The organism is Klebsiella sp. CN_Kp106, assembly GCF_040064575.1.
GTDB classification, from domain to species: Bacteria; Pseudomonadota; Gammaproteobacteria; order Enterobacterales; family Enterobacteriaceae; genus Klebsiella; species Klebsiella michiganensis.
In genome coordinates, this window is record NZ_JBEAIG010000001.1 from 61397 (window position 1) to 74163 (window position 12767).

Consider the following 12767-nt stretch of genomic DNA (forward strand, 5'->3'; position numbering starts at 1 on the left):
CTCTCCCTTATTCACTCAGCAGCTGAACGGCCGCGCCGTCACGCAGGCGCTGGGCGCCTTCCGTCACTACGCGCTCCCCCGCTTTCAGACCATCGGCCACCACGAAGCTCTGGCCATGCTGACCGCCGGGCGCTAAACGGCGCATCGTCACGGTGTTGTCCGCCGTCAGTACCCAGCAGTAAAAGCCCAGCGCATCCTGCTGAAGCGCAGAGGCCGGGATCATCGGGCTCTCCTTAAGCTGCTGCGGCCGGAAGAAAACCGTGACGTTGCCGCCCGGCAGCAGACGGTGCTGCGGATTGGCAAATTCAGCGCGCAGCGCCACGCTGGCAGTGCGGCTATCAATACGGTTATCGACGGAGGTCAGGGCGCCGTCTTCACGCCGTCCATCGACATCCACCTGCGCCAGCCACGCCTGCTTCAGCGCGGCGATATCCGTGTGCTGTCCCGCTTTCGCGAAAAAGGCGGTCTCATCCAGCGAGAACGCCACGCGAATGGGATCAAGCTGGACCACATCGACCAGCACGCCGCTGGCGGGATTCACCAGGCCGCCGACGTGAAAAGGACTATGGCCGACGCGCCCGGTGACCGGCGAGGTAATGCGGGTGTAGCCGAGCGTAATCTGCTGGGCGGCAATGCGCGCCCGGGCCTGCTCGACGGCGGCGGCGGCGACATCGCGCTGCATCTGCGCGGTGTCTACGTCGTTGCGGCTGATTGCGTGGTTATTTTTCAGCTGCTGGTAGCGGCTCAGCTGCTGCTGGGCCTGGCGTAGCGAAGCCTGCACGCTTTTCAGTTCAGCCTGGGCCAGCGCCAGTGCGGCTTTCGGCTGGGCGTCATCCAGCGTAAACAGCGGATCGCCCTGGTTGACGTACTGCCCATCCTGGAAGTGGCGCTGCACAATCTTTCCTTCGGTGCGGGCGCGAATATCGACGGAGTGAATGGCCTCGACGCGGCCGGAGATTTGCCGTTCACCGGCATGCGGCGCGTGTTCCACGGTGGCGACGCGCACCGGAACGGCCGGCGCGGCGGCGGCGGCGAGCGCGTAGCCTGCCAGGCCCCAGGCCAGCAGGGCGGAGCGGATAATCTTGTTCATGGGGAATTCCTTACGACGATGCGGCGTCCCTCCCCCCTCAGGAGAAGGGACGCCGGGCGGGTCAGACACGCTATGCGGCTTTGCGGAAACGACGGGTCAGGCGCTTCTCAACTTCCACCACCAGGAACATCGCGATACCGATGACCAGCGTGATGAACCAGTAGCGCAGCGGCAGCCCTTCGGTGCCAAACATCGTCTGCATCACCGGTACGTAGATGATGACCAGCTGCATCAGCAGCAGCACGCCGCTCACCAGCCAGATGCCTTTGTTGCGCAGCAGTCCCATGTTCAGCGAGAAGCTGTCGCTGCTGCGGCAGTTAATCATGTAGACCCACTGTGCGGTGACCAGCATCTGCAGCAGGACGGTGCGGATAAACTCCGGACTGTGGCCGCGCGGCGCCAGCCAGGCTTCAAGCATAAAGGCGGCGACGGCGATCATGGTGCCGACGAAAGCGACGCGCCAGACGGCGAAGGCGTCCATAACGTGCTGGCCGGTTTTACGCGGCGGCCGGTTCATGGCGTTGCGCTCGGCGGCTTCAAACGCGAGGCCGAAGGAGAGCGTCGCGGAGGTGGCCATGTTCATCCACAGAATCAGCACCGGCGTCAGCGGAATGATGTTCCCCGCCAGCAGGGCGATGATAATCAGCAGCCCCTGCGCCAGGTTGGTCGGCATGATGAACAGAATGGTCTTCTTCAGGTTGTCGTAGACCCGACGCCCCTCTTTGACCGAACTGGCGATGGTGGCAAAGTTGTCGTCGGTCAGGACCATGTCGGCGGCCTCTTTGGTCACCTCGGTGCCTTTAATCCCCATGGCGATCCCGACGTCGGCCTGGCGCAGCGCCGGGGCGTCGTTGACGCCGTCGCCGGTCATGCCAACCACTTCGCCGTTATCCTGCAGCGCTTTCACCAGGCGCAGCTTGTGCTCCGGGCTGGTACGGGCAAAGATATCGTACTCAACGGCGGCTTTCGCCAGCTCGGCGTCGTCCATGTGCTCCAGCTGATAGCCGGTCATCGCCTGGCTGCTGTTGGTGATCCCCAGCATCTGGCCAATGCTCATCGCCGTCTGCGGGTGGTCGCCGGTAATCATCTTCACGCGGATCCCCGCGTTCTGGCAGGCGTGGATAGCGTCAATCGCTTCCGGACGCGGCGGGTCCATCATTCCGGCAATGCCGAGGAAGACCAGTCCTTCGCGCAGATCGTCGTGGGTCAGCGTGGTGCTGCCGACGTTCGCCGGTTTGTAGGCGGCGGCGACCATACGCAGGCCCTGGCGGGCAAAGCGCGCCATCTCCTCTTCCCAGTACTGCGGCTCGAACGGCACCGCCCCCTGCTTGCTCAACTGATGGCGGCACAGGGCAAAAATCACGTCCGGCGCGCCGGTAATCAGCACCTGCTCGACGTCGCCCATTTTCTGGTGGGTCGCCATGTACTTGTACTGCGAGTCGAACGGGATTTTCGCGACCAGGCGGGCATCGACGGGCGCAAGCTGCGCTTTCGCCGCCAGTACCTTCAGCGCCCCTTCGGTCGGCCCGCCGGTAATGCCCCACAGGCCGCGCTCGTCCTGAATCATCTGGCTGTCGTTACACAGGTCGATGGTGCGCAGATAGGTTTCCAGCACGCTGCCCGGTTTAATCTGCACCGGCTCGTTGCTGCCTTCCAGACAGATGTTACCCTGAGGCTCGTAGCTGTCGCCTTCGACGCGGTAGCAGCAGTCGGCGGTGATGATCGCTTTGACGGTCATCTCGTTCATCGTCAGGGTACCGGTTTTATCCGAGCACACCACGGTCATGGCGCCCAGGGTTTCCACCGTTGGCAGCTTGCGGATAATCGCCCGCTGGCGCGCCATCGCCTGTACGCCCAGAGAGAGAATAATCGAGATAATCGCCGGTAAGCCTTCCGGCACGGCGGCCACCGCCAGGCTAATCAGGGAGAGCAGCAGCTCGCCGAGAGGAATGTCGCGCAGCGCGAGGCTGAAGACGAACAGCGCGGCCATCATCGCCAGGATGATAACGAAAATCGCCTTACCGAGCTTATCCATCTGCACCAGCAGCGGCGTGCGGTGCTTCTCGATGCCCGCCATCATCTGGTTGATGTGGCCGAGCTCGGTCTCCTGACCGGTTGCGGTCACCACGCCAACGCCGCCGCCGGCGCTGATGGTGGTGCCGGAGAAGAGCATATTGATACGGTCGCCCAGCGGCAGTTCGCCTTCCAGCGCGTCGGTGGTTTTATCCACCACCGTCGACTCGCCGGTGAGAATCGCCTCTTCGACCCGCAGATTATGGCTCTCAATCAGGCGCATATCGGCAGGCACGCGGTCACCCGCGCGCAGAATCACGATATCGCCCGGCACCAGGTCGCGGGTCGGGATGGTTTCATGCTTGCCGCTGCGCTGCACGCGCGCGTCGCTGGAGAGCATATTGCGGATGCCCTGCAGCGATTTTTCGGCGTTGCTCTCCTGGATATGGCCGATCAGGGCGTTGATCACCGTAACGCCAAGGATGACGAGCGTATCGACCCAGTGGCCCATGACCGCGGTGAGTGCGGCGGCGGCCAGCAGGACAAAAATCAGGACGTCGTTAAAGTGGGCAAGGAAGCGCAGCCAGGCCGGCTTGCCTTTTTTCTCCGGCAAGGCGTTGGGGCCGAAGGTCTTCAAACGCTCGGCGGCCTCGGCGGCGCTGAGGCCGTCGACGTGGCTTTTTTTCTGCGCCAGCACCGCATCAACCGTCTGCTGATATGCGCGGCGTGGCGCGACATCCCCTGAGGGGGTGGTATTATTAGTTTTGATCGTTTTGGTCAAAATATATCTCCCTTAAAATTCCGTGAGGCGGAAAGCCTGGAATCATTCCGGGCCAATGAGAAAAATTTCAAACAGGCGGGAGATAATTTGAGCTTGCGCAATATTTACTCTCTCGCCAATACAAAATTTATGGTAAGTTAATTCTATAAAACAACTATTGCAGAATATTAATAAACCAAAACTAAACGAGGTCTACTATGTTTGGAATCTATCGCGGACGCCGTCTGGTGCTGTACATCCTGCTGGCCATTATTATCGCTACACTGGTGGGATATAGCACCTATACTTTTGTAAAAGCGCTGGCTTAATAATGACGTTAATTTACATTGCAATGTAATTAACTTAATCACAAATATTACTAAAATAATTAACATAAAAAGAAAGCGGATGTTTAAATATAATACTTAATGCGTATTTTAATAACGTACGAAACCATATTGCATTGATTCTCTTTTTACCGGACAATATGTTTTTAACTGATGATTAACAAATAATGAAACATCCGCTAGAAACGCTCATGAGCGCCGCCGGCATTCTCCTGCTGGCTTTACTCTCCTGCCTGCTGCTGCCGGCGCCCTCGCTGGGCCTGACGCTGGCGCAGAAGCTGGTGGCGACATTCCATCTGATGGATCTCAACCAGCTTTATACCCTGATCTTTTGCCTGTGGTTTTTAGCGCTGGGCGCCATCGAGTATCTGCTGCTACGCTGGGTCTGGCGTCGCTGGTTTTCCCTTGAGCGCTAAGCCGGTCAGGTCGCGCATGCCGTTGACCTGGCCTTCTCACCAGGCGACGTCATCGGGGCCGGTAAATTATCGCTTCACGCGTTTTCGCAATAGCCGCAGCGCAGTTAAGGGTAAGAGCCGCTGGCCGAAGAAGCCTGCGGTTTTCACAGTCCCCTGGCAATGGAGGTGCACGGTGCTTCAGGTCTCCCTGAGTCACCAGGTCAAGGCTTACAAAGAGAGATTCAGGATGGGCTCTGCAAGCAGAGTCCACGGAGCCGGTCTCTGCTTTGATCGGAATATACCCGTCATACTTTCAAGTTTTTAGGGTATAAATAGCTGAAGCGCCTGCGCAAGCCGCTTTATTTGTACTCATACCCGCCACCTACTTTAACGAACCCCGAATGATCGGATCACAACTAATCGCTACATTACAGATGGAGTGTGAATCTTCCGAAACGATTAAATCATAACCTTTTAATACCATATTTCGGTAAGGTAACTCTACCGTAGTAAGCTTAGGATAGACTCTCTGCGAAATAATACTCTGGTTATCAAAACCGATCACCGAAACGTCCTGGGGAATAGAAAATCCCAGCCGTTGCAAAGAAAAGTATACTTCCAGCGCAATTTCGTCACGACCGCAAAAGATGACATTAACGCCACGCTGAATAGCGCCAAGAATATCATTATCTAATACTGTGAAATCATAATCATAGCTAACCGGAACAACAAAGTAATCATCAGCAGAAAACGCAATGTGATTATCATTAAGCGCCTTTATATATCCCTGCTTGCGCTTAACCGCGGCGTGATAACTTTCATCAAAATTAATAAAAAGGCTGCGGGTAAACCATGGGCGATGAAAGACCAGATTAGCAATATTATACAATCCTTGCTCGTTATCAGCCTGCACGCTAGAATAATTACCGCGCGCACAATGACAGTTAACAAACACGGTCTTGACCTCATCAAATATTGACTGATACTCAATTTCACAAGGATCAAGCGAAAGGTAAATAAGACCTGATATTCGTTTCTCTCTAAGAAAATTAAGGTCCAGTTCGGTGGGAGAGGAATCTTCAACATGGATAAAAATTAACTGATAGTTGGTTTCCTTAGCTTTTTCACTGATCGAACCCAGCATTTCACTACCATAGCTACTTCTTCCCATATTTAATGAGATAACGCCAATAACCGGTAGCCGGGATTTTTTCATGTCCCTTGCCGCCGCATTGGGGACATAGTGCAGCTCTTTGGCCTTGGCCAAAATCTTCTCTCTGGTTTTGGCTTGAACTTTTTCAGGGTTATTAAGCGCTCTTGATACGGTGACGTGTGAAATACCCAATGCCAACGCTATATCTTTGATTGTGACCATTTCCATCTACCCTCTCAATCAATAACGTGTGTCGTTAAATAAATCAGACATGGGTCACAACTATTCTCAAAAATACCAACCCGCACCTTTCTCTCCGATATTTGTCCAATCATCAACGGGGTCCTTATCTGCTTGCCACCGCTCAGCAGCAATCGGTGAGCCTTGAAGAGTACCGCGATCCTAATATTACTATACTCTTTAAGATGTTCGTTTTCCACTACGGAGATATCGGAACAATTGTTATCGGGGTACCAGATACGGCAAAATCTAGTACCTGAATGCTTAAGCAAAAAGTCATTAACAATCTACTATCCGATCTTTTTCACTAGATAGCTTATCAGTGGGTAATTTATTGCTAACGATCATCTCCCTGAAATATTCATTATCAATAAAATAGCGTTTAAATACAAAACTGGCTATCAAAAAGAAAATGGCAGGAATAAATGTTACCGCCATCGATAGCCCCAGCAATGTTTCCATAGATAATTTAGCTCCCGCTTCATATCCAATCCAGGTCAGGGTATAGCCCGTAATAGGGCCAGAAATACTCATTCCCAGCTTTTGGCTAAACGAGATAAAGCCAATCGATAAGCCTGAGGTATTCACCCCGGTTTTAATTTCACCATAAAAACCCACCTCAGCGATAGAGGCCCATAAAATAGGCGAGTTAATCTCCGAGACGGCGCAACACAGGAAATAGAAGAGGATTGCCAAATATAAATCACCGATACCGACGATAAAATACATGGCAACGGCCATTAACGCGGACAAATAAAGAGACCAGCGGAATACGGCCAGCTTATTATAGCGATCCGTTAACCATTTAGATATCAACGCACCAGCGATACCGCCGGCAGACCACATCCCCATGAAGATACCGATTTCCCATCCACCTGCGGCTTTTGCAAATTCAGTGCCATAAATGAAGGCAATGTTACCACGCGTGGCGAAAGCAATCAGTAGCAGGACCATAGTAATACAGAGAATCAACCATTGGTCATTTTTCATTAATGATAGAATTTGCTTCTTCGTTGAAATATTTTTGGGGCTATTAATTTCAACCCGTTCTTTAACATAAAAAGCACAAAACATAAGAACAATAATGCTGGCAATCCCTAAGACCAAAAAGGCCAGGGCATAGGCATTTCCAGCCTCGGCAACGCCTTTAGAAGTCACATAGTATGGTACAAAGGTGGTCACAATAATGGTTGCGGCTTTCGCCATCGGGAAACGAAACGTATTCGCCTTCAGGCGTTCAGCAGGGTCGTTGGTCATTACCCCGACAAGAGAAATATAGGGGATCGCAATCATGGTAAACATAATGCTATTTAAAATATATGCCCCTGTTGTCCACCCCAGCCTGGCACTGTAACTTTCACCAACCACGGTGAACAACATAAAGAGGGAAATACCAAAGGGAATTGAACAGATAGCGATCCAATGACGATAGCGGCCCCAGCGAGTTTTCACCTTACCTGACAACCACCCCATCACAGGATCGGTAATGGCATCGATCAAACGCACGGCGAGGAGTACCCATCCCGCATCAATCGGCGTTAGCCCTACCACGCTGATCATAAAAGTATAAATAAGGAGAGAGGCGGAAATAATTGAAACACTTAAGGCCATATCTCCGGAGCCGTATGCCACGTGCTCACGCACGGACATCCGTTCTTGGCTTGTGGTATTCATTTTTCAATCCTCCAGGCTTTACCAGCTTGTATGTAAGGTTTCGATTCGTATGTTTTTTTCGCGAAGAGTATTCACTTTTAATTGCTTACAGTGTGATAGTTTATAGCTGCGTTTCGTTGCGCAGATTTCACCATCATTGATAAACAGCTCGACAATTCCCGCATCAAAAATAATCTCGAGATTTTTTATCTCTGCTGCGCGAGCCCGGTATTGCGCTTCACTCACGACGGTTTCTTCTATGCTCACATAGCCATCGCGGTATGAAATCGCCAGCCATTCCCCCTTATCTCCGGCCAATATGAGGTCTTCGTTCGGCTGTAAACCCTGCTCTAAGCGGATCCTTAATGATTTTCCCTTGTTGATACGATGGTCCTCACCGGCTTTCAATTTGACGTCACAATATTCGTCAACATATTTTTCAAGTTCGTTAACGGGGCGCATAGCGACTTTATTGTTGGCGTTAATGAAGATTTCTTTTGGAATAGACATTTCACCGTTATATGATGATTTAATTGGCTTTTTCATTGCCCAATTAAATAGCCATGCAATACCAACCTGGCGCTGGCCGTCCTTGAACGTTTGTAATGCATAATACTCCGTCGCGAAGTCCAGCACTTGCATCTCGCTTTCCGCAGTGAAAACGCCGTTGTCAAATGTGCCAATAATGGCGTACAGAAGATTGTGACGCTTTGTCTCTGGCTCCTGATAACCGACAATACCGATAGTCAGTACCCATTTAGCGCCCAGCTGGAAAAAATCCGGACATTCAACGCAACGGCCTTTATTTTCAGCAAAATATCCCGGCGCCGTATACAGGACATTTTCAAACGCCCATTCCTCACTGTCCCGTGAGACAAATTGAAGCACGGACGGGTTCCCGTCATAAACGGAGCCGAGGATCATTCGATAGCACTGCGTTTCGCTATCAAACCAAACTTTAGGATCGCGAATATCACAGCCGACTAATTCTATTTTTTTCTCCAGAATAGTCTGGATATGCGTTGCTTTAATACCATAGCGATCAATCGCGGCCTTCTTCTGTACTTCAATATAATCCTTATAGAGATCGTAGGCCGGGAGACGTTCCGTATAGAAAATTTCCGCCTCGCCTTCGTTATTGATAAAGGTCGTACCGGAGAAAGCCCCACCGGTCGCCCCCAGAGAAGCCAGGGGATGTTCGGGATGGTTAAATACCGGCAAATGCGTCCAGGAAATCAAATCGTTACTGATGGCATGCCCCCAGTGCATCGGGCCCCACTCGGTACTGTTTGGATTGAACTGGTAGAACATATGATAAGTGTCATCTATCTTACACAAACCATTTGGATCATTCATCCAGGCCTGAAAAGGTGAGAAATGCAGTTGAGGTCTGAATGTTTCTTGCGTATACCACTCTTTCAGTTTTGATTTTGGGTAGCATTGCAGACCGGTGCCATTATCAATAAGGTAAATAACGCCTTGATGATAGACGTTAGTTTTATCATAGTAATAAAAAAGGGATATCTCTGCCCTGTCTTCATCATAGCTTAAGGTTAACTCACCCTTTTGATGGTGGGTATAATGATAATAATTAAAAAAACCAGCCCCTTCCTGGATTTTATATAGCAGTTGATTATCGCTTTTAATAACTAATAGAGGTAGCGGTTCATTATTTTTCTTTTGGCGCAGCCAAAATTCAATCGTGATGCCTTCAGCAGAGGGTATTGAGAAACTTTTCATATTGATGACCTGTAGGTAAGCTCGGCCAGTTCAGCCACTGGCCGATACGACTTAATAAATTACTTCACCTTGCGTGCGATAAATTGCGCGTGCTTCTTATTGCCGGCTTCTTTTTCTCGGGTGGCTTTTAATTTGGCTTCGATTTCAATTTGTCGGGTTTTCATAAACTCTTCGAAGCGCCGTTTAGCCGTGTCCTTCTGCATTTGCTGCTCTGCGGTCAATTCGCACGTTGATTTACCGATACCCCGACGTTCAATATCGCCAGGGGTCGTAGGAATACGTTCATCTAAAGGCTGGATAGTGACAGCGCCTGGCTTTTTTTGATACCAGTAAGCCGTAGAGGCCCAGTCATCACAAAGATGGTTGGCGTGACCATGCTCAATTGTTACGCGAATGCGTTTCTTGAAATGTACAGGATCGGTAATATGAAATTTATAGCTTGTCTGGAAGCCGGGAACGATGCTTTCGTGTAATGCTGTTCCATTATATAAACCCGCGTTATCCTGCATCCCCCAGGCGTGATTAAAGTAATCTTCCGTGCCGGTACCGTGTATACTCGGCGGCCATGTATCATCATCGACAAATATCATGTCGTCACCCTCCCCCCACCAGCTTCCCTGGAAATGAGCGACCGATAAATTACAGCCGACATAATGCCCCTCGCCTTCAACATTAAGCACTTCATAGTTCCCTTCAGCGCTCAAAGTTGAGATATTGACTTCCGGGCTATTGGTTTGCAGCTCGGGTCCCCAGCCATTGCATGGGTTAGCGCGCTTCCAGTTAGCATGAAAATACGCGATATCATCCTTGTGTTCTTCAGCATACATTTCATAATCGATGTAAAAATACTGCCCATAGGGAATATCATTCTGATTTTCAATTTCGATGACGGCGCGCGTGTTAAACGGCATTGGAAAGAAACAGTTCAGTGCCGCGCTGCCGCCAAACTTATAGCGTTCTTCAGGCTTCGTAGAAATATTAATCGGGAGGGTATTAATATTACCGGGCATGGAGTGACCAATACAGAAAAAGTCCCCCAGGGGCACAACCACACTCGGTTCTTCAGCATTGTCCCAGTACATTTTAATTAGCACTTTGCGGTAATAATGGGGATCGGCCACTTCCCAACACACACCCAACGCATTGTGAATTTCATTGACTGGCGCAATCCATTGGCCCATTTTGGGATCAATAACACTCGCCCCCAGCACGCGGCGACAAAATTGCGTCATCCAGATATGGGTGATACAGCCAGCCCCTTGAATATCTGCTAGCGTTACGCTTTCCCCGGGACCAATTAGCCAATAATCCTGATTCTTACCGCTTTGATCCCAGCTTGAAAGACGCCCCGTTTTTGCATCCCGAACCGTTGCCAGACTTTGTAAAAAACCACCGTATTGTTGAGCCATGATACCCTCCGATTGTCAGTTTAATTTAAATGTACACGTGTACATTTGCGTTGGTTTGAATGTTAGTGACTAAACTCAGGCATAAATGTGATTAAAATCTCGTTTGACCGACGTTAAGGCAGGAAATTAAAGAGATGTGATCGATAACACAAAAATGTACACGTGTACATTTTTGTGTTTAAAATGAAATGATTATGGAATACTGAGGCTAAAGAGATAAAAAATCTTAAAGTGGGGGCAACTATTCCGCCTGAAAAATAATGATATTCCCGCGAGCAAAGTCGCTAATCACGGCTGGCCCATGGAGAACCTGACATCGCGCTAGTGCATTATTTAAGAGAATTGTTTCTGGGAACTCATTAATCGGCCTGACGATGTGAGCCTGGTAAAAAAGCGTCCGCCGGTCTTCCCCCGGCGGACGCTTTTCAGTGCGCGCGGCTGTGATTTTCTTTACGGTAGGCACCCGGCGGCTGATTAAACGTGCGGGTGAAGATGCGGGTAAAGGTTTGCTGCGAGTCAAAACCGTATTTCAGGCAAATATCGTAGACCCGCTGATCGGTATCGCGCAGATCGCGGGCCGCCAGCAGCAGCTTACGCTCGCGGATATAGCGCCCAAGACTCTCCCCTTTATACTGTAAAAACAGTCGTTGCAAATGCCACTTCGAATAACCGGCGTGGCGCGCAATATCGTCAATACGTAGCGGCTGATGCAAATTATCATCAATCCACTCGACGATAGTATCAATGACCTGAGCGGAAATAGTCATATGTCCTCTCTCCTCCTGAACCACTCTCATCGTTAGCGCCACCAGGCGTTAAATGATTGCGTTTTATCAGCGACCCAAACCGGCTCACCCAACATTGGCGTCAGCAGTCGCCACGGTCGCCCTGTGCTGGCCTCCGCCAGCCTTTTGTACGGATCGTCCCATGTGTGTTTTGCCAGCACGAAGCGCCCGGCGTGACCCGGCAGTACCGCGCGTGCATGAACATCGTCAGCGGCTTGCGCCGTCTCTTCCGGCATCATGTGGATGTACTTCCAGTCCTGGTCATACTGACCGTTTTCCATGATCGCCAAATCCACTTCGCCAAACTGTTCGCCGATGGCTTTAAAGTGCGGGCCGTAGCCGCTGTCGCCGCTGTAGTAAATTTTCTGCTGCGGGGTAACGAACATAAAGCTGGCCCACAGGGTCTGGTTGCGCTTGAGGCCGCGGCCGGAAAAGTGGCGCGCGGGCAGGACGTGTACCGTTAGCTCATCGCTCACCTGCAGCGACTGATTCCAGTCCGCCTCGCTGATGATCGCGCTCTCCATTCCCCAGTAGCGCAGGTGCGACCCCACGCCCAGCGGCGTCACCACGCGCTTGACCTTCGGCATCAGAGCTTTGATGGTGGCGTAATCGAGGTGGTCGTAATGATCGTGCGAGATAATCAGCAGGTCGATATCCGGCATGCCCTCAGCGTGCCACGGGTAATCCCCGGCAAAGGCCTTATTAATAAACGAAAACGGTGCGGCATAGTTGCTAAATACGGGATCGATCAGGATGCGTTTGCCCGCCAGCTGCAGATACCAGGAGGAGTGACCGAGCCAGACCATCACGTCCTGCCCTGACGGCAAGCCCGCCAGATCGGTGTTCACCAGCGGCAGCGGCTGGGCCGGTCTGGCATTTTCACGTTTGGCGACCAGAAACTCCCACCATGCGGCCAGCATATTTTTTTGCCCGGTAAAGCCAGGCGTCAGAAGCTGATTGTGAAACTGACCGTCATGATAGTGCGGCGACTGCTCCACCAGGCTGAGCTGCGCGCCCTGCGGCGCCTGACCAAATCCGGCATTTAACACAAACGGCAAAGTTGTTGCTGACGCTAATAACATGATGGCGACCACGCTGAAAGTGACACGGTTCATATCCTGACCTGGCGAAATCCCCCTTCCTGGAGGTTTTTGTTATAAGGCTTGATTATGAGTGAGTAAG

At 51.5% G+C, this 12767-nt stretch carries 9 protein-coding genes; 1 reads left to right on the plus strand and 8 read right to left on the minus strand.

Annotated features, from left to right (window positions below; all coding sequences use genetic code 11):
- Positions 1-7: 7 nt before the first annotated feature.
- Both ABLU96_RS00255 and ABLU96_RS00260 read right to left on the minus strand, forming a co-directional pair.
- Complete coding sequence (locus tag ABLU96_RS00255) at positions 8-1090, minus strand: efflux RND transporter periplasmic adaptor subunit (RefSeq protein ID WP_064405515.1); 1083 nt, start codon at positions 1088-1090, stop codon at positions 8-10.
- A gap of 70 nt (positions 1091-1160) precedes the next feature.
- Positions 1161-3884, minus strand: coding sequence for a cation-transporting P-type ATPase (locus ABLU96_RS00260; protein ID WP_064405513.1), 2724 nt, complete (start codon positions 3882-3884; stop codon positions 1161-1163).
- 493 nt (positions 3885-4377) lie between these two features.
- Here ABLU96_RS00260 and ABLU96_RS00265 point away from each other — a divergent pair, with 493 nt between their 5' ends.
- Positions 4378-4626 (plus strand): DUF1158 domain-containing protein, encoded by a 249-nt coding sequence (locus ABLU96_RS00265; protein WP_025107071.1) that lies wholly within the window; start codon positions 4378-4380, stop codon positions 4624-4626.
- Between the two features lie 361 nt (positions 4627-4987).
- Here ABLU96_RS00265 and ABLU96_RS00270 read toward each other — a convergent pair whose 3' ends face one another.
- The 6 genes from ABLU96_RS00270 to ABLU96_RS00295 form a co-directional block, all read right to left on the minus strand.
- Positions 4988-5986: a LacI family DNA-binding transcriptional regulator gene (locus ABLU96_RS00270; protein ID WP_025107072.1), complete on the minus strand. Its 999-nt coding sequence runs from the start codon at positions 5984-5986 to the stop codon at positions 4988-4990.
- 291 nt (positions 5987-6277) lie between these two features.
- The gene (locus ABLU96_RS00275) at positions 6278-7672 is read right to left on the minus strand and encodes a glycoside-pentoside-hexuronide (GPH):cation symporter (RefSeq protein ID WP_064405510.1); all 1395 of its coding nucleotides are present in this window, start codon (positions 7670-7672) and stop codon (positions 6278-6280) included.
- Positions 7673-7690: 18 nt separating this feature from the next.
- Positions 7691-9391: a glycoside hydrolase family 32 protein gene (locus ABLU96_RS00280; RefSeq protein ID WP_049079263.1), complete on the minus strand. Its 1701-nt coding sequence runs from the start codon at positions 9389-9391 to the stop codon at positions 7691-7693.
- 59 nt (positions 9392-9450) lie between these two features.
- Positions 9451-10800, minus strand: a complete 1350-nt coding sequence (locus tag ABLU96_RS00285; RefSeq protein ID WP_032694572.1) for a glycoside hydrolase family 172 protein — start codon at positions 10798-10800, stop codon at positions 9451-9453.
- Between the two features lie 425 nt (positions 10801-11225).
- Entirely contained in the window at positions 11226-11567 is a 342-nt protein-coding gene (locus ABLU96_RS00290) for a RamA family antibiotic efflux transcriptional regulator (RefSeq protein ID WP_004848570.1), read from the minus strand.
- Positions 11568-11599: 32 nt separating this feature from the next.
- A complete protein-coding gene (locus ABLU96_RS00295) occupies positions 11600-12700 on the minus strand; it encodes an MBL fold metallo-hydrolase (RefSeq protein ID WP_064405508.1) in 1101 nt (366 codons plus the stop codon).
- Positions 12701-12767 lie beyond the last annotated feature (67 nt).